The sequence below is a fragment of the Paenibacillus sp. FSL K6-1318 genome (assembly GCF_037976905.1).
Taxonomy (GTDB): domain Bacteria; phylum Bacillota; class Bacilli; order Paenibacillales; family Paenibacillaceae; genus Paenibacillus; species Paenibacillus amylolyticus_A.
Genome location: NZ_CP150270.1, coordinates 2,394,441 through 2,420,596 on the forward strand (window position 1 = coordinate 2,394,441; position 26,156 = coordinate 2,420,596).

Below are 26,156 nucleotides of genomic sequence, written 5' to 3' on the forward strand. Positions count from 1 at the left end.
GAGCAGCCCGCGGGTCCGCCCCGGCGGAAGTAATCGGCCGGACTGCTTTTTGCTCTTTTTTTTGTAAAGAGGTTCAGGAGAAGGTTACCTGATCGTTAACTAAATAAGTTGAATCTTATTTTATTTCAATTTAATTAGGCGCTGGAATGCAATACTTGAAATTTGCAAGAGGAGGTGACGAGAAACCCTATGTTTTTAAAACGGATTGAATTGGGTGGATTCAAGTCATTCGCCGACAAAACGGAGATGGAATTCGTTCGTGGCATTACGGCTGTTGTAGGTCCGAACGGAAGTGGCAAGAGTAATATATCGGACGGAATCCGCTGGGTTCTGGGGGAACAAAGTGCCAAGTCGCTGCGTGGTGGCAAGATGGAAGATATCATTTTTGCAGGCAGTGACGCACGGAAGGCCGTTAATTTCGGCGAAGTTTCGCTAACGCTCGATAACGAGGATCACGCACTTGCATTGGATTTCGGTGAAGTGACGGTGACTCGTCGTGTACATCGCAGTGGAGATAGTGAGTATTTTATCAACAAACAATCTTGTCGTTTGAAGGATATCACGGAGTTGTTTATGGATACCGGCATTGGTAAAGAAGCCTACTCGATTATTGGACAGGGGCGAATCGAAGAGATTCTGAGTACCCGTTCAGAGGATCGCAGGGGCATTTTTGAAGAGGCTTCAGGTATCGTTAAATATAAATCCCGCAAGCGGGATGCTACGCGCAAACTGGATGAGACAGAGCAGAATTTGCTGCGGATTCATGATCTCGTGACCGAGTTGGAAGATCAGATTGGACCGCTTAAGGAACAATCGGAGAAAGCGATCCACTATAAGGAACTTCGTTCACAGCTCAAATCGCAGGAGATCTCGATGTATGTGTACCAGATCGAACAGATTCATGCTTCCTGGAGTAAGGCGAACGAAAGGCTGCAATCGCTAAAACAGGAAGAGGTTGGACTGGCGGCCATTGTCTCTACGCATGATGCCAAGCTGGAAAATGATCGGAATGCGCTGCGTATCCTGGAAACAGAGACAGAGCAACTGCAATCCGCATTATTGCAATTCAGTGAAGCAACGGAGAAAAGTGAAGGGCTTGGTGAACTGCTCAAAGAACGCTCGCACCATCTTCAAACGAATCAGGAGCAGCTCAAAGTAACACTTGCCGCCAGTGAAGAGAGACATTCCGAACGGGAAACCGAGCTCCTTGCACTGCGTGAGAAGTTTGGCAAGCTTGAGCATGAACTGAATGATGTGAGAAATCAGCTGTCGCAGGAAGAGGCCAAACTCATCGGTGTCACAGGTGGCATTAGCCAGCAGCAAGAGGAAAGCCTCAAAGGAAACTTGCTGGAGCTGATGAATCAGATGGCCCAGACACGAAATGAAATTCGTTACGTGGACCAGCAGAAAGAAACGCTGGAGCGCAGAATGAATCGCGCGGCTGAGGAATCGGGCAAATGGGAAGATCAGAAGGAAACACTGGAAAGTCGTAAAGCGGACATTGAGAAAAAGGTTGTTCGTTTGGGCAAAGAAATCAGTGATCTACGTGGTGGTTATATTACGGAAAGTGAACGACTTCAGTCGCTGCAGAAGCTGCTCGAAGAAAGTCGGGGCACAGTCCGTAAATGGGAACAGAAACGTGAAGCTCAGGTCTCCCGCCGCGATACGATGAAAGAGATGCAGGATGATTTTGACGGATTCATGCTCGGTGTCAAGGAGGTTCTCAAGGCTTCACGCAAAGGCACACTAAACGGTGTTCATGGAGCTGTGGCTGAACTCGTTAAAGTTCCCGAGAAGATTGAACTTGCAGTAGAGACAGCGATGGGCGCATCCTTGCAGCATGTGGTCATGGAAAATGAATCAGTTTCCAGACAAGCGATCGCTTTTCTGAAGCAACGTCAATTAGGCCGTGCAACGTTCTTGCCTCTGGATGTCATTCGTCCTCGTGCCATTGGAGCGGCTGAACGTTCCATGATTGAAGGCATGGATGGTTTTGTCGGGATCGGTGCTGATCTCGTACAATTCGAATCCAAGTATGCTTCGATCATTGGCAGCCTACTGGGTAATGTTATCATTGCCGAAACGCTGGAGGTCGCGAATAAAATTGCGGCTCGCTGCCAGTATCGTTTCCGGGTCGTGACGCTTGAAGGCGACGTGGTTAATGCGGGTGGTTCCATGACAGGTGGTAGCCAGCACAAGAAAAATGTGAGTCTGCTCAGTCGGAAACGGCAGCTGGACCAGCTCGACCAGGATATTTTGGATACGGAAAATCAGATCGTGAAGCTGCATCGCAGTGTGGATGATGTAAAAGTTCAACTGGAGCAGTGTCAGGACAAACTGGACGAACTTCGTCAGTCCGGTGACGATACCCGAAATGCAGAACAGCAGGCTTCGATGGAAATGAAGCAGGTAGAGCATGAGCTTCGCCACGTGCTTGAACAGGTTGCTGTTGCCGGGCAGGAGAAGAGCGGATTCACCGAAGAGATCAAAGAGCTGGATACGGCTCGCATCGTCGCTGTGAAGAAGCTGGAGCAGCTTGAAGAGGAAGAAAAAGCGACTCATCGTGCCATTCATGCAGCCGAGTTTGCTCGGAAAGCCAATGAATCCGCGAAGGAAGAATTGCAGAGTCAACTCACCGAATTGAAAGTGCGCGAAGGTAAGCTCGATCAGGAGCGGTTCTCCAATGGGGAACAATTGCGGCGTCTGGAGCGTGAAGTGGAGTCGCTGGTGAAAGATCTTCGTCAGAATCGCACGTTGCTGGCTTCAATGGAAGCAGATCTCAAAAAAACACAGACTGAGAGTGTCAAGCAGATTGAAGATCTGAACCAGTACAAGCTGAAAAAAGCGGAAGCATCCCAAGAGCTGGACTTCAAACGTGCTGCCCGAAGTGAGTTGTCGAAAAAGCTTGAGCTTGCTGAAAGCGAAACGAAGGAACAGCGCACGCAGTTGAAAGCGGTGGAAGAGCAGATGCGACAGACGGAAATCTCCGTCAACCGCTTGGATGTTGAGCTGGAAAATATACTGCGGAAGCTGACGGATGAATACGAACTGGGCTATGAGCTCGCCAAAGAGCGTTATCCTGTGCCGGAAGATGTGGAGCATACACAGGCTGAGGTACAGAAGCTCAAGCGCAGCATATCCGCTCTGGGTGAGGTTAACCTGGGAGCGATTGAGGAGTTCCAGCGGGTCAATGAGCGTTATGAGTTCCTGAGTGAACAGAAGAATGACCTGGTGGAAGCCAAAACGACGTTGTATCAGGTTATTCGGGAAATGGAAGACGAGATGGCGAAGCGATTCAAGATCACGTTTGATGCGATCCGCCGTGAGTTCGGTACCGTGTTTACCAAGCTGTTTGGCGGGGGACGTGCTGACCTTGTTCTGATGGACCCGGAGCGCTTGCTAGAAACGGGAATAGATATTGTGGCTCAGCCACCAGGCAAGAAACTGCAAAACCTGCAACTGTTATCCGGTGGGGAGCGGGCTTTGACGGCGATGGCTCTGTTATTTGCCATCCTGCATGTCAAACCTGTACCATTCTGCGTGCTGGATGAAGTTGAGGCAGCGTTGGACGAAGCCAACGTGGTACGTTTTGCCCAGTACTTGCGTGAATTCTCCGAACAAACACAGTTCATCGTTGTTACCCATCGTAAAGGTACAATGGAAGAAGCGGATGTGTTGTACGGTGTTACCATGGAAGAGGGCGGCGTATCCAAGCTTGTTTCGGTTAAACTGGAAGATGAGGAAGCTGTAATTGCCTGATCTGATCCAAACCTGCGAGACACATGAACTCATTGTAATCATTTAAATTTGATTTAGATTGAGCATCTTTGAAAAACGTTCAGATTATGTACACGATGGAGGGGCTTTATGAGTTTTTTTAAGAAGCTGAGAGACAGCATTGCAAGCAAAACGGAGTCGGTTACCAAACAGTTCAAGGATGGATTGGAAAAGACACGTAAAGGGCTTGTGGAAAAAGTGTCGGATCTCGTTATCCGCCGCAAAAAAATTGATGAAGAGTTCTATGAAGAATTGGAAGAGATTCTGATTGGAGCAGACGTTGGCGTGAATACGGTCATGAACCTGATCGAAGACCTGCGCGTTGAGGTGAAGAAACGCAAAATTGAGGACGCGGCTGAGCTGCAGCCTGTTTTGTCCGAGAAACTGACGGATCTTCTTCGCGGTGAACAGAACAATGAATTGAAAATGAATCCGAATGGCATTACCGTCATTTTGTTCGTTGGCGTTAACGGTGTTGGTAAAACAACAACGATTGGCAAGCTGGCTCATCGCTTTAAACAGCAAGGTAAAAAAGTCATCATGGCAGCCGGAGATACGTTCCGTGCGGGAGCGATCGAACAGCTGGAAGTATGGGGACAACGTGCCGGTGTCGATGTGATCAAGCAGCAGTCCGGTTCTGATCCAGCAGCTGTTATGTATGATGCGGTGCAGGCAGCAAAACAACGGGGCGCAGATGTTCTCCTCTGTGATACAGCAGGTCGTCTGCAAAATAAATCTAACCTGATGGACGAGCTTAACAAGATCTATCGTGTCATTCAGCGTGAAATTCCGGAAGCTCCGCATGAAGTACTGATGGTACTGGATGCAACAACAGGTCAAAATGCCTTGAATCAGGCTAAACTTTTCGGTGAGAAAAGCGGCGTGACTGGTCTGGTACTGACGAAACTGGATGGAACAGCTAAGGGTGGGATCGTTGTTGCGATCCGTCAGGAACTGGACCTGCCAGTGAAACTCGTGGGACTGGGTGAGAAGATTGACGATCTGCAGCCGTTCGATTCGGAGCAATTCGTGCATGCCTTGTTTGCCGGATTGATCCAGGAACAGCCAGCTGAAGGTGCTGAAGAAGAGGAAGCTAATTCCTAGATCTTAATAAATGGAATAAATGAGTAGCGTTAGCCGTATTGCCAGTGATATACGTGATAAGTGTCACGTGTAATGTCACTGGCAATACGTGTATAATGGGAATATAAAAGGCAATGCTGTAGGGTTAGAAAGGACGGTTGAAATGGCCAATACTTATACCTATTCACGCCGTGAAGAAGTCGCCAATGCGGTGACACATGGAATCGGCGCTGCACTCAGTGTAGCTGCACTGGTGCTATTGATTGTATTTTCAAGTATTAAAGGCACGGCTTGGCATGTGGTCAGTTTCACGATCTATGGGATCACTATGTTACTGCTCTATACGAGCTCAACACTCGTGCATGCATGGAAAGATGGAAAAGTGAAAGATTTATTTGAGATTTTCGACCATTCATCCATTTATTTGTTTATTGCCGGATCATATACTCCGCTTTTGTTTATTGCTGTTCGCGGCACACTTGGATGGACCCTGTTCGGTATAATCTGGGGAATCGCATTATTCGGCGTGATCTTTAAGGCGTTTTTTACGAAAAAGTTTCTATTCATGTCTACGATTTTCTATATCGCGATGGGCTGGCTCATCGTTATTGCCTGGCAACCGCTTATGGCTGCCATTCCTACTGGGGGAATCGTGTTGCTGGTTGCTGGAGGTCTAATGTATACACTGGGAACGCTATTTTATGTGTGGCGTGGATTTCCTTACCACCATGCGATTTGGCATCTCTTTGTGCTAGCAGGCAGTATTCTTCATTTCTTCATGGTACTGCTGTACCTGACACCACTTCGCTAGAACACCATAAACGGATGCATCTCCATTGGCTGAGACGCATTCGTTTTTCTTCTACATAGAGGTGGAGCGTGGAGGTACAGATCGGGATTGCTTGTTATGAAAAAGGGTAGAAACTACCTGTATAGCAGCGAAATGGGACGTCATTAGAGCTGTTTTTATTGTGACAAGTATTTTTGCTTGACAACCTGATTTGTTTTAGGTATTATTAGGAACGTTGCAAGAGTGTAAAGTGTTTTTCCTTGACGAAGGGAGTGCCCCGATGTGAGTCAAGAAAACCGGCTTGAGAAGACAAACCGGATTAACTTGCTGTTTGCTTTTTATGAATTGTTACTTACCGAGAAACAGCAGACTTTTCTAAAGTATTACTTTCATGACGATTTTTCACTTGGTGAAATTGCAGCCGAGTTTGAGATCAGCCGCCAGGCGGTATACGAGCATATCAAGCGTGCCGAACAAGTGCTGGAAAATTACGAAAGCAAGCTGGGCTTGCTGGAAAAGCATGAACGGCGTAATCGCAATCTTGAAGATTTGCAAAATGCATTGGAACGCGCAGGCGTCTCCATTGATAACAACAAACAAATACACGATATCGTTGCTCAGCTTAGTGAATGAAACTTTGGTTGAGCGGAACGTATCGGTCTGGAAAACAGTATTAAAGCTTAAGGAGGTGGGATCATGGCATTTGAAGGATTAACGACCCGATTACAGAATGTGTTCAGCAAGCTGCGCGGCAAAGGCAAGGTGTCTGATGAGGATGTAGCCGAAGCTATGCGCGAGGTACGTCTGGCATTGCTCGAAGCGGATGTAAACTTCAAAGTGGTCAAGGAATTCATCGCCAAGGTGAAAGAGAAGGCTGTTGGCAAAGAAGTGATGGAGAGCTTCACGCCAGGAATGGTCATCATCGACATCGTTAACAAGGAACTAACGGATTTGATGGGTGGAAGCCAGGCGAAATTGGCTAAAGCGAACAAACCGCCTACGGTGCTGATGATGGTTGGTTTGCAGGGTGCTGGTAAAACAACCACATCTGGTAAACTGGCTAAAATGCTGCAAAAGCAAAACAGCAGACCATTGCTTGTTGCAGGCGATATTTATCGTCCGGCAGCGATCAAACAGTTGCAAGTACTCGGCGAGCAGATCAAAGCGCCGGTATTCACACTGGGAGATCAGACAAGCCCTGTTGAGATTGCACGTCAAGGTCTTCAACATGCCAAAGATAACGGTAATGATTATGTCATTATCGATACGGCTGGACGTCTGCATGTCGATGAAGAGCTGATGGAAGAGCTTCGCCAGATTCACAGCGTAGTGAATCCGGATGAAGTACTGCTTGTCGTAGACAGCATGACAGGTCAGGATGCGGTTAACGTAGCAGAACACTTTAACCAGCAGCTTAATCTGACCGGGGTTGTCCTGACCAAGCTGGATGGAGATACTCGTGGTGGTGCTGCGCTTTCCGTCAAAGCAGTTACGGGTTGTCCAATCAAGTTTGCTTCCCTTGGAGAGAAACTTGACGCGTTGGAGCCGTTCCACCCGGAACGTATGGCTTCACGGATCCTCGGTATGGGTGATATGTTATCTCTGATTGAGAAAGCACAATTAAACATTGATACCGATAAAGCCAAGGAAATGGAACGGAAGATGCGTAATGCAGAATTCACGTTTGAAGATTTCCTGGAGCAGATGGATCAAGTGAAAAAGCTGGGACCAATCGATCAGATCATGGATATGATCCCCGGCATGGGCAAGATGAAACAAGCCAAGGATCTGAAGGTTGATGATAAACAAATGGGCCGGATCGAAGCGATCGTCTACTCTATGACGACCGAAGAGAAACGGAACCCGGACATGATCAACCATAGCCGCCGGAAGCGTATTGCTACGGGGAGCGGAACATCTCTGGCTGAAGTAAATCGTCTGATCAAGCAGTTTGATGAGATGCGCCGCATGATGAAACAGTTCTCGGATATGATGGGACCTAAAGGCGGTAAAAATAAAGCTATGAAGCAGCTTAAAGGTATGGGTAAAGGAATGAAGTTTCCTTTCCGTTAATTAAGCGAAGCTAAATCATATACAGATTTCATTGAAGGAGGTGAATTTTCAAATGGCAGTTCGTATTCGTCTGAAACGTATGGGTGCTCACAAAGCTCCTTTCTACCGCGTAGTGGTATCGGATTCCCGTTCCCCACGTGACGGTCGTTTTATCGAGGAGATCGGTTACTACAACCCGGTTGAACAACCGGCTGTTGTTAAGATCGATGAAGATAAAGCATTGGCATGGCTTCAAAACGGTGCACAAGCATCTGACACTGTCCGCAACTTGCTTAGCAAAGCGGGCGTGATGAAGAAGTTCCACGAGTCTAAATTATCTAAATAAAGTGCTGATTCGGAGGGTCATCTATGGAAGAATTAGTAAGCATAATTGCTAAGGCTTTGGTCGATCATCCGGAAGATGTGACGGTTCGGACGGTTGAGAAAGACCGGCTTGTCGTTTATGAGTTAACCGTTCATCCTGACGATGTCGGGAAGGTAATTGGTAAACAGGGACGAATCGCAAAATCTCTTCGCACGGTCGTCACATCAGCAGCAGTTAAGATGGATAAACGGGTTACCGTTGATATCATATCTTAAAGATATACGAAAGGGGGTTAGGATGCATGTCCTAGCCCCTTTTCGTGCATGCTGAACTTAATATGTTGGATTAGATATTGAATTAAAATATTTTTGGGTATGAGTGACTTCGGAGCAGTGCAGGGGACGGGATCGATTCTGGAGAAGCGTTAGCGTTCGCCTTAAAGCTTTCTGAAAGAAAGCTACATCGGAAGCATACGCTATCACCTCATTTTCACCTTTTAAAGTAAGTTCGAAAAATGAGGGGGTAACAGCGATCGAAAGAACGAACCGTCGCCGGAACGACCGTACGAGAGTCGAAGTAGCTGTTTAGTTTGATTTAATTTCGTAGGAGGATCTATGGCAGAGTTTATGAATGTAGGTAAAATCGTCAATACGCATGGAATTCGCGGCGAGGTAAGAATCATGCCTTTAACTGATTTCCCGGAAGTGCGTTTCGCGAAAAATGCAGAGCTGTTTTTCTTTACACCAGATAATCATCCAGTCATGGTCAACGTGGAATCTTCACGTTTGCATAAGAATATGTATATTCTTCGTCTGAAAGAGTATGGCAATATTAATGAAGTCGAGAAGTTTAAAGGCGGCATGGCCAAAGTGTTGAAAGAGAACCTGGCTGAACTGGAGGAAGGTGAATACTACTTCCATCAAATCGTTGGGTGTTCTGTCATCACTGAAGAGGGTGAAACGCTTGGCACCATCTCTGAAATTTTGACTCCTGGTGCCAATGATGTATGGGTTGTCAAAACGCCAGCAGGCAAAGAAGTACTGATTCCTGTTATTGATGATGTAGTACTTGATGTGGACATTGAACAGCAGCAAGTGAAGATTCATCTGATGGAAGGACTGCTGTAACATGAAAGTGGATGTATTAACATTATTCCCGGAGATGTTTGACGGCGTATTCGGAGCAAGCATTTTGGGTAAAGCCCAAACGAAGGGGCTGGTGTCCCTCGGTGCAACCAACTTCCGTAATTATGCGACAAATAAACACAATACGGTCGATGATGCTCCTTACGGTGGGGGGGGAGGCATGGTGCTGAAACCAGATCCGATCTTTGCTGCTGTTGAAGATGTGCTGGAGCAACGCGGAGAAGCCGCGGCAACGATGAAAGCTCCACGTATCATTTTAATGTGTCCGCAAGGTGAGACGTTTACACAGAAAAAAGCAGAAGAACTTGTACAGGAAGATCATCTGATTTTTATATGCGGACATTATGAAGGTTACGATGAGCGAATCCGCGAATTTCTCGTGACGGATGAACTATCCATTGGTGATTACGTACTCACTGGTGGGGAGTTGCCTGCTATGGTTGCGATCGACAGCATCGTACGACTTATCCCCGGTGTGCTTGGCAATGAGACAAGCGCAGTAACCGATTCATTCAGCACCGGACTCCTGGAATATCCACATTACACACGCCCACCCGAGTTTAGGGGCATGAGAGTGCCGGATATGCTGTTGTCAGGACATCACCTGAACATTGAGGCGTGGCGTAGAGAACAATCTTTGCTTCGTACGCTAGAGCGTAGACCAGAGATGTTGGAAACGGCCGACTTGACGGACAAAGAGCGAATTTGGTTGAAAAAGATACGCTCAAACCGTGAAAATAACATTGAGTAATATGCATCGTATGAACACGTAAATATATCTTTTTTTAGAGTTCGAAAAGCTAACCTTGATACCACAGGTTGGCTTTTTTTATTTATATTGTAAGAAGAGAGCTGGATTTCGATTGGTCCATCCTATAAAATATAGATATATTTTAAAACTAAGTTTCATTAAGTGAAACAGGAGGGGGTGTATGAATGACTTACAATATGATTGGTCTTGATCATATTCAGCTCGCAGCACCAGAAGGTTGTGAGGCGGAGGCGCGTCATTTTTTCAATAATGTATTGGGATGGACCGAGATTCCCAAACCTGAAGCTCTAAGAAAACGGAGTGGTGTATGGTTCGATTGTGGCAGACACCAAGTGCATATTGGTGTACAAAAAGATTTCATTCCCGCTACAAAAGCTCATCCGGCCTTTCATGTACAACATTTGGATCAGTTGCGTGATCATCTAAATCATAACCATATTCATATTGTCGATGACGAAGCAAGGGTAGATGAAGGTGTACGACGATTCTATATAAATGATCCTTTTGGCAATCGTCTTGAGTTCTTAGAGTGGGTATGAATCATTCGTTTAAAACGGTTCTTGTTGACGTGAGTACTTTCTTGCAGCTTTGAACATTTTTGCATGACCACATAATAGGGTTGTAAAAATAAGGGGTTTTCTTTATGGTGAACTCAGCTGGATTTGAATAACAACGATATGCTGAGGAGGAAGGTTATGAATCATCAGCCTTATGAAATCGCCAGAGTAGATATTAGCCAGGCCGGAGAACGCTGCAAAATGCTTTTGGGAGATCTGAATGGGGACGGCAGACTTGAGATGTTGCTGGTACAGGCAGATGGGGGCATAGACGATCGGTATGTTCCGCATCAGGTCTGCTGCTTGACTGCGTTTGATCTGGAAGGAACATTACTATGGCAGGTGGGAACACCTGATCCGAATGCAGGCGGTCCAGGCTCAGACTATCCCGCTCAGATCGCAGATTGGGATGGTGACGGAAATAATGAAATATTGTGTGTCATGGACAAACAATTTCTCGTGTTGAATGGCGAGACTGGAGAGATCAAAGAAACACATGATCTGCCAGGTGATGAAGCACATGATTGCATTATTCTCGCCAACCTGACGGGTAAGCAGCAGAAAATGGACATTATACTGAAAGACCGCTATAAGACGTTATGGGCACTCGACCATGAATTTAATTTGTTATGGAAGCATGAAGGGAATCCGGGACATTTTCCATGGGTATATGATATTGATGGAGATGGGAAAGATGAAGTGATGGCCGGATATGACATGCTGGATCATGATGGGACGTTGTTATGGTCTTGTCATAATCTCGAGGATCATGCCGACTGTATATGGTTTGGCGACGTTGACGGTGATGGGCAAGTCGAGGTTGTTATTGGTGGCAGCGTCACGGTCATGATGGACCGCTATGGTAATGAGAAATGGCGTTATGAAGATTCAATTGAATCACAGCATATTGCGCTGGGCCATTTTTGTACTGGAATGGAAGGGTTACAGATTGCAGGCTTGGACCGGATTATCCGGGGGGATGAGAACGGTAAGGATGGGATGTTCATGCTGGATCGTGACGGAAAAGAAATATGGAAAGAAAATCGCACGACTCGTGGGTGGTTAACGATTATAGAGCCTGTATGTAACTGGGATGAAGGTGGACTTGATTATATTTTGGCGTATCGCCGAGGTGGAGATGTGTTGCCTTCTTTGGTAGATGGAGACATGAAAACGGTTACTGAATTCCCGAAAGAGGGATATGTGGTGCATGCAGACCTGGTTCAGACGGGGAAAGAACAGATCATCATCTATGACGCAGAGGAAGCAGTGATGTATTCCAGCTCTCCGATGACATTATCACTTACTGATGCAAAAAGAGCCAAGCCACAGCTTAAAAGGCTGTATAGCTCGACTCTGTATCCCGGCGGGGAAGTTTAAATCTAGGTTTCATTGGTCATTCTCGGATGTAGATAATTCGTTCTGTGGACTGGATTCGGGCTGAAGCAAGGACGCCAGGTCAGTACCTGTCGTGACCGTCAAGCGAGGTAGCTTCATGGGAGGATCTCCTGGATGCACAAATCCAGACTTTACGGTAAAGGCCATACGATATCCATGTTGCTGTAACTTGTAGATCATCTGTGTACTGGTATAGCCAAAAGGATAGGCCAGATAAGGTGTGTCTATTCCGGTTTGCTTCATTTGCTGGATATCATCATCCAGAAGACTAGTGTCCAGACCGACAGGAACACTGTTGCCACAGCGGATAAATCCCTTGTGATGCAGGTTATAGGTATGGCTGTTGAATTCAAATACGTCAGTTGCCGCCTGCATCTCTTGCTTGGAGATGAAGCTGTTAATGGCGGGATCAAATTCCGAAGGTTGCTCCTGAATTTTACTGCCTATGACAAACAGCGAGGCGTGGAAATTATATTTTTGAAGCACAGGGTAAGCTAACGTATAATTGTTCTGGTAACCATCATCAAAGGTAATTACAATGGACTTTTGTGGTAGGGAGATCTTCCCGTTGACATATTGTTCAAGCTGATTCAGTGTAATCGTACGGTAGCCTTCATCGTGCAGGTATTTCATATTTTGCTCGAAATCCTCCAGATTAATGATGGATTTATTACCTGTTTCGTGATTGTTCAGTTTGGGCTCTATGTAATGATACATCAGTACAGGCACTTCTGTAGCGGTACCTTGTTCAATCTTGAAGGTGGAACGATCCAGCGTAGATTGGCTAGAGAAGTCAGTATGTGATAGCTGGAATGCTTTGCCTTTGACCATATCCCAGGAGGTACAGGCTTTGTGTGACATGGCATTCGTCGGATGAGTTACGGCATATGCATACAGTGTAATGGAGCATGTGAGGATGGCGAGTACAGCAAGCGTGATCTTTTTCCAATATTTCATGAGTCTTTGGGTTCTCCTTTGAAGTGTCATTAAGTTATATCATAGACGATATTTATGTACGGGAGGTTACATTATTTTTTCCTGTATCAGGTTGGCATGCCGAAGAGAGTGTTCATAAATTGCCATGTGGGAGAATGTATTTAAGAATGAAGTCTACATGTGATGGATGAGTTTCAAAGCGGCAGATTGAACAATAGGCATTTTGTTTAATTTCTCTTGTGTTTTGATATGCTGCGTGATACAATAAGTCTGTTATGTGGAATACGGCGGTCCTCTATGGATAATGAAGGAGACAAGGTGATCTCTGGAAGAAGTATGAACGCCTGTACGGAAGGAGGGAGTCATAGATGAATATCGTTCAAGCGATTACACAAGAACAACTTCGTAAGGATATTCCGAGTTTTCGTCCTGGTGACACTTTGAAAGTGCACGTTAAGGTAATCGAGGGAACTCGTGAGCGTATCCAATTGTTCGAAGGTGTTGTGATTAAACGCCGTGGTGGTGGAATCAGTGAGACTTTTACAGTTCGTAAAATTTCTTACGGTGTAGGTGTGGAAAGAGCTTTCCCGCTTCATTCCCCTAAAATCGATAGAATCGAAGTGGCTCGCCGTGGTAAAGTGCGTCGTGCGAAGCTTTATTATCTTCGTGAACTACGCGGTAAAGCAGCGAGAATTAAAGAAATTCGTTAATATAACGGATACCGGGAAGGGCTTGGAGACAAGCCCTTTTCGTTTTTGTCCGGGAAAAGTTGAACCGGAGGTACACTTCCGAGTAAAATGGTATGGCAACACATGCAGGGAATAGTCCGGGAGGCTTGTAAAATCAGTTATTGAAGTGTGTGTTCAAAAGACCGGTTTCAGTACCGACTTTTTGAACAACCTCTTGAAGGCATTTGAATTGTGGATTAAATGTACTGTAATGCTTGGTCAAAGATTACATAACTGATGTAAATGTTTTGTATCCATCCATTGAGTTATTGGAACGATGCAGAATGCTGGATGTGTGTACTGCTATAAACATGTACTGTGAAGAGAGGAAGATCTTGAATGGAACAAGAAGTTCAACATGACCGGGGAAATCCTGCCGAAGAGAAAGACAGTCGATCCAAAAAAGCTAAAAATGAAATTGTTGAATGGCTTAAAGCCATTGTTATCGCATTAGTTCTCGTCATTCTGATTCGGTGGTTGCTCTTCAAACCGTTTGTTGTGGACGGACCGTCCATGCAGCCGAACTTTGAAACGGGTGAACGGGTGATCGTCAACGAAATCTTATATGATATCAGAGAACCGAAGCGCGGTGAGGTTATCGTCTTCCACGTACCAACCGAAGGTCGAGATTTCATTAAACGTGTTATTGCTGTAGAAGGTGATACGGTGGAGGTTCAGGACGATACCGTGATGGTTAACGGTAAAAAGGTTGATGAAACGTATATTCAAGGAGCCATTGATGCTGCTGAAGCGAATGGTGGAACATATAATGTGAAGGATTTCCCGAATGAGCAGTTCCCTGATGGCAAAGTGCCGGCAGGTCATGTGTTTGTTATGGGAGACAACCGTCCAAATAGTACAGACAGCCGTATGATCGGTTATGTTTCGTTAGAAGATATTATTGGTCGTGCAGATGTGATTTTCTGGCCGATCGGTGAGATCAAGTGGATCAACCACTGAAACTGAAGTAAATAATGAGGTGAAGACAAGGTGACGATACAATGGTTTCCAGGTCATATGACTCGAGCCAGACGCCAGATTCAGGATAAGTTAAAGCTCATCGACGTGGTCATCGAACTATTGGATGCCCGTCTGCCTGTCTCCAGCCGTAATCCGATGATTGACGAAATATTGCTGGACAAACCCCGGATGATTTTGTTGAACAAATCGGATTTGGCAGATGCTAAAGTGACGCAAGAATGGATCGAATATTTCAAAAAAGAAGGAATTACCGCTTTTCCTGTGGATGCCTCGACAGGCACCAACGTTAAAGACATTCCAGTACAGGCGAAGCTTCTTCTGAAAGAAAAAATTGATCGTCAAATTGCCAAAGGAATTAACCCTCGTGCGGTTCGTGGATTGATTGTGGGTATTCCGAATGTTGGTAAATCAACCCTGATTAACCGACTGGCTGGACGGAGTATTGCGTTAACAGGAGATCGTCCTGGTGTCACGAAGGGGCAACAGTGGATCAAGGTAGGCAAAGAAATGGAGCTTTTGGATACTCCGGGTATTCTTTGGCCCAAATTCGAAGATCAGAATGTAGGTTATCGTCTTGCCGTAACAGGTGCGATCAAAGAGGAAATTCTGAATGCAGAGGATATCGCCTTTTTTGGAATCAGCTACCTGATGCGTTATTACTGGGACGCCCTGGAAGAGAGATACGGACTTCAGGAGTTTTCCAAGGATGCGGATGATTCAGACAGTGTTATTGCGATTATGGAACAAGTGGGTCGTGTCCGTGGTTGTGTTGTAAGCGGTGGACGTATTGATCTGGAAAAGGCATCGCGAGCATTTCTGCGAGAACTGCGAGCGGGTAAAATGGGACGGTTCTCCATGGAAGCTCCCTATTAGAAAATGGACTCTACACGATGAAGATCACCATCCTCATCTGTTCATTTCATATATGCACGTGCCGAAAGAAGCGGCCGTTACCGGATTACCGGGAGCGGTCGTTTTTTGTGTATCAAAACTCGGAAGTAGAAACGGAAATGGCGTTAAAAACGATAAAAATGGAAGAGGATTGAAGAAGAGTACGCTTAATGGAATTGCCTGACCTATATATCAGGTGTGTCAAAATCGTGCTATGATAAATGGTGGTGCAATTTAGATTAGACGAGGTCTGATATATTCAATTTAAACCATCAAATACCGATAAATGAAGACATCACTATCTTTATTGTTGTAAACCTCAAGGAAAAGTTTTGCTAAGAGATACAGGTTGTACAGAACAAAGACAGAGAATCTACGTCTATATTATAAAAAGTTGTAAGTGATACGCATGCAGAAGAAGCGTGGGTAGAGGAGATGAGCGTTATGGTTGAAAATAATGAAGAGATCGGGTTGAATCTACTGGATACCCCGGTTGGACCGAAGAAGAAAAAAGAAGCCAGTGAACCTCGAGATCTGTTGCTCTACGAGCGGGAGTGTTGGGACAGTGGGTTTGAACGTATTGCTGGTATTGATGAGGTAGGACGGGGATGCTTGTTTGGGGATGTTGTCGCAGCGGCGGTTATTTTACCGAAGGATCTCATTCTGGAAGGTGTGAATGACTCCAAGAAATTGACGGAGAAAAAACGTGATGCACTATATGACGTCATTATGGAAAAGGCGCTGGCGGTAGGAATCGGGTATGCGGATGCAGAAACGATTGACCGCCTTAATATCAAGCAGGCTGCGAGACTCGCGATGAAACGTGCTGTTGAAGCATTGGGGGAACTTCCAGATTATATGCTGGTGGATGCCGAGAAGGTGGATCTGAATGTACCTCAACTGTCCATTATTAAAGGTGACGCCAATAGTCAATCGATCGCAGCGGCATCTATTATTGCCAAGGTAACGCGAGATCGGCTGTGTAAGGAAGAATGGGATACGTTATATCCGGAATATGGTTTGTCGATACATAAAGGATATGCAACAAAAGTTCATCGGGAGCAAATTATGGCGTTGGGGGCAACCCCGATGCATCGGCGCAGTTTTCTGGGCAATCTGCTTGGAGAGCAGCAATCGTTGTTTTAACAGAGGCTTGAAGGAAGGAGGGGGAGAGATTTGAATATCGGTTCCATGATTAAGGGGTTAATGGGAGATAGTAAGCCCGGCAATGCCAAACCGCTTGAATTAAAGGAAGGTCAGGTGGTTCGTGGCTCCGTCGTTAGTGTATCCGATGATGGGGGAGAAGCGGTTCTGCAGATTCAAGGTGTGCAGGTGCGCGCCAAGTTGGAGACTCCACTCCGTCCGGGTGAGACCACGTTGCTTCAAGTACAGCCTCCAGGTGAAAATGGCATAACGGTAATGAAACCTATGGCGGGAACACTTGCTGAGCTGCCACAAGCTTCGCTGAACAACCTGCTTAAGGATGTAGGACTGCCGGATACGAAAGGAAATCGGGAACTGTTACTTGCCATGCAGCGTAGCGGATTGCCGCTAACGAAGGATAATGTGGCTATGGTCCAAAATATGATGACAGCTAAACCTGCACAGGTACCTGTGGAAGAATGGGTGCAGGCGACGGGAATTGCTTTTCAGCGTGGTCTCCCGGTTACGGCGGAAACGGTAAAAGGATTACATCAGACGGTGTTTGGCCCCCCTCTGCATCAGTTGTTAAGCGGGTTGGCTGATCAGTTGGAAACGATGTTGACTCAAACAACAGGTAAACCGGCATTGCCTGGAGAACAATCGGCTGCCATGAAACCAACTGTTGTGGCTGGTGTGCCTGTATTGCCGAATGCAGCGCAGATGGAAGAAGGGTTGGCTACATCAGGTAATGGCCGTCAGGTAGCTGGAACAGGAACTCCTGTTTTGTCGACGCAACAAGGACAAGCGGCATTGGCAGGAGCTATATCTATGACGGATGGCGGGACAGAGGATGCAGCTAATGCGGTGAAAGGAAACCTGCAGACCGGCGAAGGAGCAGGAAATGCTGAAGCCGCGACGAAGGCAGTTGCCAGCAACGTTGAGACGGCTGGCAAAGGGGGCGCAGGTATTCCGTCTGGAACCGGAATACCTGGAGAGGGCCCGCGCGGGGCTGACGCGGGCCAAGCTGGGAGCCGCCCGGGTACACCAGGGGCGGCAGCAGAATCTGTGGCTGGCCGTGTAAATGCAGGCCAGCCTGAAGCAGGCGCGGCCGGTCGGACTGACGGCCGCGCTGAAACGCCTGCTGCTGCGGGGACTCCGTCCGCAGCAGGCCAGGCGGCGCCAGCAGCGCCTACGGCAGCGCAGCTGGCGCCCAAGCTGCTGGCGCTGCTGGACGCCCTGCGCAGCGCGTCCACTGCCGCACCGGCACAGCCTGGTGCGGCAGCACAGGCCGCCCCTGCATCGCAGGGCGGCCAGGCGGCCGCGGCGCCGGAGGCGTGCCGCGCTGTTGCCAGCCGGCGCTGATGCGCCGCCGGCTGGCGGTAGTGCCGCAGCACCTGCGGGAGCTGCGGCAGTGCCCGCGCCTGTCACCCACGAGGGGGACCCGTGGGTGGGGCGCGTGCTGAAGCTGCTCGGTGCGGAGCACGAGCAGCAGGCCGTTCACGGCGCGGCAGCGCAGCCGCGCGTGGGGGATGCGGCGAGTCCGGCGAATGCGGACACGCTGAAGGGTTTGCTGCTGCAGCTTGCCAGCAGCGAAGGTGCGCCGGCGGCACTCAAGGATGCCGCGGGACAAGCGGTGCAATATCTGACAGGTCAGCAGTTATTGCTGACGACAGATCGCAGCGCTACATTTGCACAGATGCACTGGTTTATTCCGATCACTGGACCGGACGGGGAAGAAACGGCGTCTGTTCAGATTCAATCACGTCGTGGACCTCGTGGAGAGCTGGATGCGTCCAACTGCCGTCTATGGTTTGATTTGGACATGAAAAGTCTTGGGCCAACTCTGGTAGATGTCCATGTGGTTAATAACATTGTCAGTCTGCGTGTATTAAATGATCGGGAAGGGATGGGGCCGCTTCTGGAGAGCGGACGAGAGGTAATCCATCAGGCATTGGACAAGTTGGGCTATCAACTGCTGACCTTCAAGGCGGAACCGTGGCCTGCGGGCCAGGAGCCGGGCGCGGAACGAAAAACGAGGGCCTCGGACTATAGTCCTGAACGATACAAAGGGGTGGACTTGAAGGTATGAAAGACGAGTCGTCACAACCGGACCTGCTCTCCAAAAAGGCGGTTGCCCTAAAATATGTTCCTGGAGAGAGCGAAGCACCTGTTGTTGTAGCCAAGGGGCGCGGCAAAGTGGCAGAAGCCATTCTGGATAAAGCCAGAGAAAACGGTGTGGCTGTTCAGGAGGATGCAGCACTTGTGGAGGTGCTCTCCAAGTTGGATCTGGATGAACAGATTCCAGCTGAACTGTATCAACTGGTCGCGGAGGTGCTAACGTATGTCTACCGTGCAGATCGAATGGCCTCAGGACGTGAGGAACATGAGTCATGGTAGAACGTAGATTGGGCCGGGGGCCGGATCTGAAGCTCACACGACAGCAGAAGGGTCGATTAGGTGAAGAGGCTGCCTGTCAATGGCTGCGAGAGCACAATTATCGGATCATTAGACAGAACTGGCGTTGCCGTAGCGGTGAGATTGACATCATTGCTTCCTACGAGGGCCTGATTGTCTTTGTAGAAGTAAGGAGCAGAAGTGGAGCCACTCAGTACGGTACACCTCAGGAATCGGTGGATATGCGTAAAATGCAGCAGGTGCGCTCAACCGCATCCGTGTATTTGCAAATGACGGGAGAGACGGAACTTCAGATCCGTTTTGATGTAATTGCCGTAATGCTTGATCAAGCAGGAGAGACTGTCTCTGTGAATCATATTGTTAATGCTTTTTAAGAATTACACTAAAAAGTTATTGCTGTATTTATTGATACGAAATGTATCTTTTTAATGTGGGTTGGTCAGTTATTTCGAAGTACAAGTTTAATTATGTCTTATCTTTTCATTTGTTTTAGTTTTGAAATTAGTTAATATAATAAAGTCGTAGTTCCTCTTCATACAGGAGCTGCGGCTTTTTTTGTTTTAACTATGAAATCACCAAACAGAGGATAGAGCATTGATAATAAAATCAGTGTATTTCATAAATTTATAGATACAAAATGTATCATTTGTAATAAACTAAGAAAGTTGAAATTTAAAGAGAGGTTGGTGGGATGTATGAAAGAGCTTCAGAATACTTTGAACAACACAGTAAAACAAGTATGGGAGTGCCCTCGGATGGAAGTGCTGGATATCAGCGAGACCATGGACGGTGGACAGGGGATTTGGCAATATGTTTGGGACGGAGAATTCTGGAAGCTTGAACTTATGGTCAGTTAATTTAAGAGGTTAAAGAGGAATGTTTGATCAATAAAATAAATGGTGAGGTGTAGTGAGAAGATGCAGACAAGTATCAAATGGATAATTCGACTAAGTACACTATCTTTATGTTTCATTTTGTTTGGAATCATGTATTCCGGAGTTTCTTATGCAGCCGATCTATCTAGCCAGGCAACTGTATCAGGTAAAGTTATTGATCGTCAGGGATTACCTGTCAAGGACGCTACTGTCAAGTATTGGCTTAATTATCGTGGGGATACGTCAGAGAAAAGCGTGAAGACGGATGGGAATGGGCGGTATCGTATTATAGAGTCCGTTGAAGACAATACGGACATTACTTTTGTAGTTGAAGCAGAGGGTTATGTGACGTACAGACACTATGGCTCCTACGGATTGTCCGGTGGAGAACAAATACAGCTAGATTTTCGTATTTATGAACCTTCCACAATTGTGGGAACAGTCAAAGATCAGGCAGGCAGACCTGTTCCAGATGCTCGTATAAAAGTAACAAGTGTCTTTGATCGTATAGTGAAAACTGATCAGCATGGTCGATATGCGGTTACAGGAATTGATTACGCTTATAATCCGAACATTGCAATATGGGTAGATGCCGATGATTATATGTTATATGAACAGGATCGCTTGGGTGTGCGGGAGGGAGGAACCTTGAGAGTGGATGTTGTTTTGGCAGAGGCGGCACACGTGCGGGGAAAAGTTGTAGATGAATCGGGCAATCCAGTAAGTGGGGCTAAAGTTAATGCTGGAGGTTCGGCAACAACAGATGCTCAAGGCAACTATTTAATAAAGCGCGTACCAACAGGGGCTAGAATGATAACGGGAGAAGCAGCAGGATATTTAAAAACGAGCCTGAGCGTTACTCTTTTAAAAGGAGATCATAATGCGTTTAATATCGTACTTAAGAAAGATGCAGATATTACACCTCCAGTAACCAAGTACAGATTAGTTCCTATTACAGATACTGTGAACGGGAAAATATACATCAAAGGATTTACATTCAGACTTCAGGCAACAGATGAAGTCAAAGGTTCGGGCGTAAAAACAACGCAATATCGAATCAATGGGGGAGAATGGAAAAACTATGAAGGACCCGTCAAGTTTTATGCCCCTGATGTCAAGGTGGTAGAGTACTATAGTACAGATGTTGCAGGTAACCAGGAGAAGTACAACAAAATGGATTTTGTTAATGGCACATTTGAAGGGAATGGCACGTTTGAAGGGGCGAGTTACGACGATTGATTACTCGTTGATATGATATGTGAATAAATAACATGAGAATAAAAGACGGTTCTGACTTTATGATCCCTCGTGGTGAATCAAGATTCAGAGTCGTCTTTTCTGTTGTAATGACCCTAACGGTACTGACCTTTGCCTCCCCTTTGAATCTCGTGATCAGATGGGTGTATAATCAAGAAGGTAAACTGGTATTTTATTATGTCATAAAGAAATTATATTGAATGTACAAGGCCGCGAATCACTATTGCGGTTGCAAATGATTTTATAAACAGGGAGGTACGGCCGATGAGTAAAGCTACGAAAACAACAAATGAAGTCAGAAATGCGATTCAAAACCGTCGTACGGTGAAAAAGTTTAAGAAAGAAGCTGTCCCTACACAGCAAATCATAGAGTTGTTGGATACGGCAGTTTGGGCTCCTAATCATAAATTGCGTGAACCTTGGAGATTTTTGTTGTTTACCGGGAATGGGCGCAAAAAGCTGGCTGAGGCCATTGATGCAGAAATGGGAGAAGACAACAAATTCTCAGCCAATATTACGCAAGTTCCAGCCGTTATGCTTGTTGTTCTGGAGGAAGATCCAAGACAGAATATCTGGGACGAAGACTTCGCTGCGGTCAGTGCGTTAGTACAGAACTTTATGCTTGCAGCCTGGAGTGAAGACATTGGTACGTTCTGGGTGACCAAGCCATTCTTGTACGCTCCCAAATTCCGCAAACCTCTTGGCATAGAGGCGGGTGAGAAGATTATAGGTATGATCTATATGGGATATCCCGATGTTATTCCTTCTGCCAAAGAACGCACACCAGCCAAGGACAAACTGACTCTTTTTGAATAATGAACTATTGTCATACGTAGCTACAGCCAAGTCCCTATCAGTTTTAGGAAAATTTACGTACAAGTCCCTTTCTTCATGAAAAAGAAGGGCTTGTACGTTTTTTTGTCATGTTGGCGTATCCGCATTGTAGACCCTGCATAAGAAACCCTTTTTGATTTTCCTCCGCTGTCTACAGGTTCATGTCCATTTCACTGCCTTTGGGTAAATCGGCCTGTTCTTTCCTCCATATGATTCTCAAAATAAATTAAGATCCAGTTGACGATACTGTATGGCTTCAGCCACATGAGCCGTCATAATTTCACCATCATGGTCCAGATCGGCAATCGTCTGTGCCATCTTGATAATGCGATCATGTGCACGCATGCTCAAGTTCAACGTTTGCAGCGTTTGCTCTAACAGTTGCTCTGCCTCTTGGGGGAGATGGATCGTTCGTCGCAAAAACGTGCCCGAAAGCTGACTATTCCAACGGACTGAACTTTGGGCATAACGTGCAGCCTGAATTTGATGAGCGTGGATCACTTTTGCCTGCATTTCTTCAGAGGAAGGGGAAGCAGCTGATTTACGCCACTCGCCTGGTGGAGGAACCTCGACCTGAAGATCAATGCGGTCCAGCAATGGTCCTGAAATTTTGGCGCGGTACGCGGCAACACGAGCGGGACTGCATATACAGCGCTGCTCCTCCGAATGAGCGGACAAATATCCGCAGGGGCAGGGATTCATGGAACATGCGAGCATAAACTGGGCGGGAAATGTGAATGCTGCACGCGCCCGGCTAATCGTCACTGTGCGATCCTCTAACGGCTGCCTTAATACCTCCAGCACTTGACGTTGGAACTCAGGTAATTCATCCAGAAACAATATACCCCGGTGGGCTAGGCTAACTTCACCGGGTTTCGGGATACCACCGCCTCCAATCAGACCGGAGGTGGATATCGTGTGATGTGGGGAGCGAAAAGGTCTGTCTGCAATCAGGCCTTGAGGCGTTTCTTTCAACTTGCCTGCGGCACTTAATACTTTGGTGACTTCCAATGCTTCATCTTCTGACAACGGAGGAAGGATGGAAGGCAGACGTTTGATTAACATCGTTTTGCCCGTGCCTGGCGGCCCAACGAGCAATATGTTATGCATGCCTGCTGCAGCAATCATAAGCGCGCGTTTTACATGGTGCTGCCCCAGAACATCGCTATAGTCATCTGCACATAATGACGTTTGTCTACGCCTTCTGTCGGCCACCCCTTGAGTCTTATCTGTTATAGGAGTAGCGAGGTGAGAATAATTTTTTAACACGACCGGTCCTGCATTGGCTTTAATTGGCACTCCAACCGAACTCGCAGATTGATCTAAGTTTTCCGGGGTGATATCTTGCAAATGGCGAATGCCAAACACTTGAATACCTCGAATCAACGACGCTTCCTCCACGTTATCTGAAGGGAGGAGCACGGACGTAAAGCCCTGTCGTTTGGCCAGATCCACCATGGATAAAATCCCGGGCACGGACCTGATCGAACCGTCCAATGCCAGCTCGCCAACCACTAATGTCCGTTCCTGTGGAGGAAGTACTAGCTGACCGCTTGTCATAAGTAAACCAATAGCAATGGCCAGATCAAAGGAAGATCCTTCCTTGCGCAGATCAGCGGGGGCCAGATTGATTGTAATCCGCTGTAACGGATACTGATATCCACAGTTTTTAATCGCTGCACGAACACGTTCAACGGCCTCACGAATGGCTGAATCTGGTAACCCGATGATGGACGTCTGTGGCAGACCATTGGATAAATCGGTTTCCACCTCGATCAGAACGCCATCAATTCCGTACAAACACGCACTATGCAATTTTCCGTACATAACAAAGAAACACCTCACTCGATTCTTGACTCCGCATAACACGGGCCAGTCTACGAATTAAGGTGCTTCCTCAGCTTCTACTAAGCATTTTATATAAAAGGAATCATGGAGTCAACCTGTCATATCATCGCTGTAGTCATTGTTCCTGATCCCTGAATTTTAGTGCTGGATAGAAATTATTACATAGCATTGGTGAAAAATGCTTTAAGTATGAACTTGCATTATAGTTATCAAATTTGGCCTGAGAAAGGGTGAATCTGTTCGATGGGCTCTTCTATCATTGTTGTTAAATCATGAGTATATACTGTGGTTATCTATTCATATTTATATTTTACACAATCTAATTTAACATAATTAAATTGAAAGGTAAAATCATTTGTGCTCAATTATTCTGTTTTTTTTCTAATTTGTGATAAGATAGATTTATAGTTCCTTTGTATAAAGGAATAGAATGCACAATAGGCAGGTGAGAAAGACATATGCAGTCGGACAGTTTGAAGCTGGATAACCAATTATGCTTTGCCATATATGCTTGTTCACGTGAGATTACGAAGATGTACCAGCCCTATCTGGAGGTGCTCGGCGTAACGTATTCCCAGTACTTGGTGTTGATGGTGTTGTGGGAACGTGAGGAATGTACGGTTAAGGAGATCGGGGAGGCGCTATATCTCGACTCGGGAACGTTGACACCACTTCTCAAACGTTTGCAGTCGGCAGGACTTATTAATCGCGAACGCTCGGCTCAGGATGAACGAAAAGTATTAATTACACTAACCGACTCCGGCCGTGAGCTTCGTAATAAGGCATTGTCCATACCTGCATCCATTCAGGGAGACGCGTGTTTGAACAGCACGGAGTTTGAAGCTTTGCTGGGTCAGTTCAAAGGATTACTGGAAAAAGTCCACGAAACCAACACGAACGCAACCAAAAAATAAAATGTAGCTTTGCATCGAGGAAACCTTGGCTTTTAGCTGAGGTTTTTTTCCATATATACCCAAACATTCACAATATGGGATCATACTCATATCAAAATACTGTCTATTAACCATTACTTTTTTAAGGAAAGCGTTTTAAAAACGTGTTACAATGAATTGGGTTTAAGTGAAAATAGTCAACATTTTTCTTTTGTTAGTCTACCAACCCGCCTTGTTGCAGTCACGTTGATAGGAGGATTCGAGAATGAATATCCATGAATATCAAGGAAAAGAAGTACTGAAACAGTATGGAGTCACCGTTCCAAACGGAAAGGTTGCTTATACAGTCGATGAAGCGGTTGCGGCCGCAGAGGCATTGGGCAGTCCGGTGACTGTTGTTAAAGCGCAAATTCACGCAGGTGGCCGGGGTAAAGCCGGCGGCGTAAAAGTGGCGAAGAGCACGGATGAAGTTCGTGCCTATGCTTCCGAAATTCTGGGTAAAGTATTGGTGACACACCAGACTGGACCAGAAGGTAAAGAAGTAAAACGTCTTCTGATTGAAGAAGGATGCGATATCCGCAAAGAGTATTATGTGGGTGTTGTTGTGGACCGTGCCACAGGCCGTGTAGTTATGATGGCTTCCGAAGAAGGCGGTACTGAGATTGAAGAAGTAGCTGAAGCTACACCTGAGAAAATTTTCAAAGAAATCATTGACCCAGCTATTGGATTGCAAGTGTTCCAAGCGCGTAAACTGGCTTACAGCATCCAGATTCCGAATGAACTGGTGAACAAAGCCGTGAAGTTTATGCTTGCGTTGTACACCGCTTTTGTCGAAAAAGATTGCTCTATTGCCGAGATCAATCCTCTCGTTGTTACCGGAGATGGAAACGTTATCGCGCTGGATGCGAAATTAAACTTTGACTCCAACGCCCTGTTCCGTCACAAAGACATTTTGGAACTGCGTGACCTGGATGAAGAGGATGAAAAAGAAATCGAAGCTTCCAAATACGACCTCAGCTACATAGCACTTGATGGCAACATCGGCTGTATGGTCAATGGTGCGGGACTTGCGATGGCAACGATGGACATTATTAAATATTACGGTGGGGACCCCGCGAACTTCCTTGACGTTGGGGGCGGTGCAACAACAGAGAAGGTGACTGAAGCATTTAAGATCATTTTGTCCGATGCCAAAGTAGCTGGAATCTTTGTTAACATCTTCGGTGGCATCATGCGCTGTGATGTTATCGCCAACGGTGTTGTTGAAGCCGCGAAGCAACTTGGCCTGACCAAACCGCTGGTTGTTCGTCTTGAAGGAACTAACGTGGAGCTTGGCAAACGTATTCTGGGCGAATCTGGCCTGAATATTGTTCCTGCCGATTCCATGGCCGATGGTGCACAGAAAATTGTTGCCCTCGTAAAATAAGTTCATTCCTTAGTACCGGAGCTGTCCGGG

General features: G+C 46.5%; 26 protein-coding genes. 24 read left to right on the forward strand and 2 right to left on the reverse strand.

All coding sequences use genetic code 11. The features are described 5' to 3' along the window. Nucleotides 1-189 precede the first annotated feature (189 nt). From smc to NYE45_RS10725, 11 genes are all read left to right on the forward strand, one after another. A complete protein-coding gene (gene smc, locus NYE45_RS10675; RefSeq protein ID WP_340016630.1) occupies nt 190-3,759 on the forward strand; it encodes a chromosome segregation protein SMC in 3,570 nt (1,189 codons plus the stop codon). 108 nt (nt 3,760-3,867) lie between these two features. Beyond that, nucleotides 3,868-4,881, forward strand: coding sequence for a signal recognition particle-docking protein FtsY (ftsY, locus tag NYE45_RS10680; RefSeq protein WP_340016631.1), 1,014 nt, complete (start codon nt 3,868-3,870; stop codon nt 4,879-4,881). A gap of 142 nt (nt 4,882-5,023) precedes the next feature. Beyond that, nucleotides 5,024-5,671, forward strand: a complete 648-nt coding sequence (locus NYE45_RS10685; RefSeq protein ID WP_062833766.1) for a hemolysin III family protein — start codon at nt 5,024-5,026, stop codon at nt 5,669-5,671. Nucleotides 5,672-5,932: 261 nt separating this feature from the next. Continuing rightward, nucleotides 5,933-6,283, forward strand: a complete 351-nt coding sequence (gene ylxM / locus NYE45_RS10690) for a YlxM family DNA-binding protein (protein WP_017689221.1) — start codon at nt 5,933-5,935, stop codon at nt 6,281-6,283. 63 nt (nt 6,284-6,346) lie between these two features. Next, nucleotides 6,347-7,723, forward strand: a complete 1,377-nt coding sequence (gene ffh, locus NYE45_RS10695) for a signal recognition particle protein (RefSeq protein WP_062833767.1) — start codon at nt 6,347-6,349, stop codon at nt 7,721-7,723. A 52-nt stretch (nt 7,724-7,775) separates the two neighbouring features. After that, nucleotides 7,776-8,048, forward strand: coding sequence for a 30S ribosomal protein S16 (gene rpsP, locus NYE45_RS10700; RefSeq protein ID WP_017689219.1), 273 nt, complete (start codon nt 7,776-7,778; stop codon nt 8,046-8,048). A 23-nt stretch (nt 8,049-8,071) separates the two neighbouring features. Continuing rightward, nucleotides 8,072-8,302: a KH domain-containing protein gene (locus tag NYE45_RS10705; RefSeq protein ID WP_017689218.1), complete on the forward strand. Its 231-nt coding sequence runs from the start codon at nt 8,072-8,074 to the stop codon at nt 8,300-8,302. Between the two features lie 339 nt (nt 8,303-8,641). Continuing rightward, nucleotides 8,642-9,154 (forward strand): ribosome maturation factor RimM, encoded by a 513-nt coding sequence (gene rimM, locus NYE45_RS10710; RefSeq protein WP_062833768.1) that lies wholly within the window; start codon nt 8,642-8,644, stop codon nt 9,152-9,154. Nucleotide 9,155: 1 nt separating this feature from the next. Continuing rightward, entirely contained in the window at nt 9,156-9,923 is a 768-nt protein-coding gene (trmD, locus tag NYE45_RS10715) for a tRNA (guanosine(37)-N1)-methyltransferase TrmD (protein ID WP_340016632.1), read from the forward strand. A gap of 185 nt (nt 9,924-10,108) precedes the next feature. Further along, on the forward strand, nt 10,109-10,483 hold the full coding sequence (locus tag NYE45_RS10720; protein WP_340016633.1) for a VOC family protein: 375 nt from the start codon (nt 10,109-10,111) through the stop codon (nt 10,481-10,483). Between the two features lie 156 nt (nt 10,484-10,639). After that, nucleotides 10,640-11,881, forward strand: coding sequence for a hypothetical protein (locus NYE45_RS10725; RefSeq protein WP_340016634.1), 1,242 nt, complete (start codon nt 10,640-10,642; stop codon nt 11,879-11,881). A 9-nt stretch (nt 11,882-11,890) separates the two neighbouring features. On the opposite strand, the gene NYE45_RS10730 is transcribed toward NYE45_RS10725, so the two are convergent. Continuing rightward, entirely contained in the window at nt 11,891-12,856 is a 966-nt protein-coding gene (locus tag NYE45_RS10730) for a polysaccharide deacetylase family protein (RefSeq protein ID WP_340016635.1), read from the reverse strand. A gap of 347 nt (nt 12,857-13,203) precedes the next feature. Between NYE45_RS10730 and rplS the strand changes: the two genes are divergently transcribed. The 11 genes from rplS (at nt 13,204) to NYE45_RS10785 (ending at nt 21,941) form a co-directional block, all read left to right on the forward strand. Further along, complete coding sequence (gene rplS / locus NYE45_RS10735) at nt 13,204-13,545, forward strand: 50S ribosomal protein L19 (RefSeq protein WP_024630190.1); 342 nt, start codon at nt 13,204-13,206, stop codon at nt 13,543-13,545. A 357-nt stretch (nt 13,546-13,902) separates the two neighbouring features. Then, nucleotides 13,903-14,523 carry a signal peptidase I gene (gene lepB / locus NYE45_RS10740; protein WP_062833773.1) on the forward strand — a complete coding sequence of 207 codons (621 nt, stop codon included), beginning with the start codon at nt 13,903-13,905 and terminating at the stop codon, nt 14,521-14,523. Between the two features lie 30 nt (nt 14,524-14,553). Further along, on the forward strand, nt 14,554-15,417 hold the full coding sequence (gene ylqF / locus NYE45_RS10745) for a ribosome biogenesis GTPase YlqF (RefSeq protein ID WP_062833774.1): 864 nt from the start codon (nt 14,554-14,556) through the stop codon (nt 15,415-15,417). A 462-nt stretch (nt 15,418-15,879) separates the two neighbouring features. Next, nucleotides 15,880-16,581, forward strand: coding sequence for a ribonuclease HII (locus NYE45_RS10750; RefSeq protein ID WP_340016636.1), 702 nt, complete (start codon nt 15,880-15,882; stop codon nt 16,579-16,581). 45 nt (nt 16,582-16,626) lie between these two features. Then, entirely contained in the window at nt 16,627-17,940 is a 1,314-nt protein-coding gene (locus tag NYE45_RS10755; protein WP_340016637.1) for a hypothetical protein, read from the forward strand. Then, nucleotides 17,924-18,667 (forward strand): hypothetical protein, encoded by a 744-nt coding sequence (locus tag NYE45_RS10760; protein WP_340016638.1) that lies wholly within the window; start codon nt 17,924-17,926, stop codon nt 18,665-18,667. The genes NYE45_RS10755 and NYE45_RS10760 overlap by 17 nt, the downstream gene beginning before the upstream one ends. After that, nucleotides 18,664-18,975, forward strand: coding sequence for an EscU/YscU/HrcU family type III secretion system export apparatus switch protein (locus NYE45_RS10765; protein ID WP_315936340.1), 312 nt, complete (start codon nt 18,664-18,666; stop codon nt 18,973-18,975). Before NYE45_RS10760 ends, NYE45_RS10765 begins: the two co-directional genes overlap by 4 nt. Continuing rightward, nucleotides 18,969-19,367, forward strand: coding sequence for a YraN family protein (locus tag NYE45_RS10770; protein ID WP_340016639.1), 399 nt, complete (start codon nt 18,969-18,971; stop codon nt 19,365-19,367). The genes NYE45_RS10765 and NYE45_RS10770 overlap by 7 nt, the downstream gene beginning before the upstream one ends. A gap of 321 nt (nt 19,368-19,688) precedes the next feature. Further along, complete coding sequence (locus NYE45_RS10775) at nt 19,689-19,850, forward strand: paeninodin family lasso peptide (RefSeq protein WP_340016640.1); 162 nt, start codon at nt 19,689-19,691, stop codon at nt 19,848-19,850. Between the two features lie 60 nt (nt 19,851-19,910). Further along, complete coding sequence (locus NYE45_RS10780) at nt 19,911-21,107, forward strand: carboxypeptidase-like regulatory domain-containing protein (protein ID WP_340016641.1); 1,197 nt, start codon at nt 19,911-19,913, stop codon at nt 21,105-21,107. Nucleotides 21,108-21,389: 282 nt separating this feature from the next. Beyond that, nucleotides 21,390-21,941: a nitroreductase gene (locus NYE45_RS10785; protein WP_062833779.1), complete on the forward strand. Its 552-nt coding sequence runs from the start codon at nt 21,390-21,392 to the stop codon at nt 21,939-21,941. Between the two features lie 234 nt (nt 21,942-22,175). Here the strand turns inward: NYE45_RS10785 and NYE45_RS10790 are convergent, their stop codons facing one another. Next, a complete protein-coding gene (locus NYE45_RS10790) occupies nt 22,176-23,786 on the reverse strand; it encodes a YifB family Mg chelatase-like AAA ATPase (protein ID WP_340016642.1) in 1,611 nt (536 codons plus the stop codon). A gap of 479 nt (nt 23,787-24,265) precedes the next feature. Here NYE45_RS10790 and NYE45_RS10795 point away from each other — a divergent pair, with 479 nt between their 5' ends. Continuing rightward, complete coding sequence (locus NYE45_RS10795) at nt 24,266-24,721, forward strand: MarR family transcriptional regulator (RefSeq protein ID WP_340016643.1); 456 nt, start codon at nt 24,266-24,268, stop codon at nt 24,719-24,721. A 244-nt stretch (nt 24,722-24,965) separates the two neighbouring features. Continuing rightward, the gene (gene sucC / locus NYE45_RS10800; protein ID WP_062833782.1) at nt 24,966-26,126 is read left to right on the forward strand and encodes an ADP-forming succinate--CoA ligase subunit beta; all 1,161 of its coding nucleotides are present in this window, start codon (nt 24,966-24,968) and stop codon (nt 26,124-26,126) included. Nucleotides 26,127-26,156 lie beyond the last annotated feature (30 nt).

What these genes read in the sequence shown, in the direction of transcription:
- sucC (WP_062833782.1), top strand. Translation starts at nt 24,966, where the DNA reads ATGAATATCCATGAATATCAAGGAAAAGAAGTACTGAAACAGTATGGA.
- rpsP (WP_017689219.1), top strand. Translation starts at nt 7,776, where the DNA reads ATGGCAGTTCGTATTCGTCTGAAACGTATGGGTGCTCACAAAGCTCCT.
- NYE45_RS10795 (WP_340016643.1), top strand. Translation starts at nt 24,266, where the DNA reads ATGCAGTCGGACAGTTTGAAGCTGGATAACCAATTATGCTTTGCCATA.
- rplS (WP_024630190.1), top strand. Translation starts at nt 13,204, where the DNA reads ATGAATATCGTTCAAGCGATTACACAAGAACAACTTCGTAAGGATATT.
- NYE45_RS10770 (WP_340016639.1), top strand. Translation starts at nt 18,969, where the DNA reads ATGGTAGAACGTAGATTGGGCCGGGGGCCGGATCTGAAGCTCACACGA.
- NYE45_RS10780 (WP_340016641.1), top strand. Translation starts at nt 19,911, where the DNA reads ATGCAGACAAGTATCAAATGGATAATTCGACTAAGTACACTATCTTTA.
- NYE45_RS10765 (WP_315936340.1), top strand. Translation starts at nt 18,664, where the DNA reads ATGAAAGACGAGTCGTCACAACCGGACCTGCTCTCCAAAAAGGCGGTT.
- NYE45_RS10750 (WP_340016636.1), top strand. Translation starts at nt 15,880, where the DNA reads ATGGTTGAAAATAATGAAGAGATCGGGTTGAATCTACTGGATACCCCG.
- NYE45_RS10785 (WP_062833779.1), top strand. Translation starts at nt 21,390, where the DNA reads ATGAGTAAAGCTACGAAAACAACAAATGAAGTCAGAAATGCGATTCAA.
- NYE45_RS10705 (WP_017689218.1), top strand. Translation starts at nt 8,072, where the DNA reads ATGGAAGAATTAGTAAGCATAATTGCTAAGGCTTTGGTCGATCATCCG.
- rimM (WP_062833768.1), top strand. Translation starts at nt 8,642, where the DNA reads ATGGCAGAGTTTATGAATGTAGGTAAAATCGTCAATACGCATGGAATT.
- ftsY (WP_340016631.1), top strand. Translation starts at nt 3,868, where the DNA reads ATGAGTTTTTTTAAGAAGCTGAGAGACAGCATTGCAAGCAAAACGGAG.
- NYE45_RS10755 (WP_340016637.1), top strand. Translation starts at nt 16,627, where the DNA reads ATGATTAAGGGGTTAATGGGAGATAGTAAGCCCGGCAATGCCAAACCG.
- NYE45_RS10685 (WP_062833766.1), top strand. Translation starts at nt 5,024, where the DNA reads ATGGCCAATACTTATACCTATTCACGCCGTGAAGAAGTCGCCAATGCG.
- trmD (WP_340016632.1), top strand. Translation starts at nt 9,156, where the DNA reads ATGAAAGTGGATGTATTAACATTATTCCCGGAGATGTTTGACGGCGTA.
- smc (WP_340016630.1), top strand. Translation starts at nt 190, where the DNA reads ATGTTTTTAAAACGGATTGAATTGGGTGGATTCAAGTCATTCGCCGAC.
- NYE45_RS10725 (WP_340016634.1), top strand. Translation starts at nt 10,640, where the DNA reads ATGAATCATCAGCCTTATGAAATCGCCAGAGTAGATATTAGCCAGGCC.
- ffh (WP_062833767.1), top strand. Translation starts at nt 6,347, where the DNA reads ATGGCATTTGAAGGATTAACGACCCGATTACAGAATGTGTTCAGCAAG.
- NYE45_RS10775 (WP_340016640.1), top strand. Translation starts at nt 19,689, where the DNA reads ATGAAAGAGCTTCAGAATACTTTGAACAACACAGTAAAACAAGTATGG.
- NYE45_RS10790 (WP_340016642.1), bottom strand. Translation starts at nt 23,786, where the DNA reads ATGTACGGAAAATTGCATAGTGCGTGTTTGTACGGAATTGATGGCGTT.
- NYE45_RS10730 (WP_340016635.1), bottom strand. Translation starts at nt 12,856, where the DNA reads ATGAAATATTGGAAAAAGATCACGCTTGCTGTACTCGCCATCCTCACA.
- NYE45_RS10720 (WP_340016633.1), top strand. Translation starts at nt 10,109, where the DNA reads ATGACTTACAATATGATTGGTCTTGATCATATTCAGCTCGCAGCACCA.
- lepB (WP_062833773.1), top strand. Translation starts at nt 13,903, where the DNA reads ATGGAACAAGAAGTTCAACATGACCGGGGAAATCCTGCCGAAGAGAAA.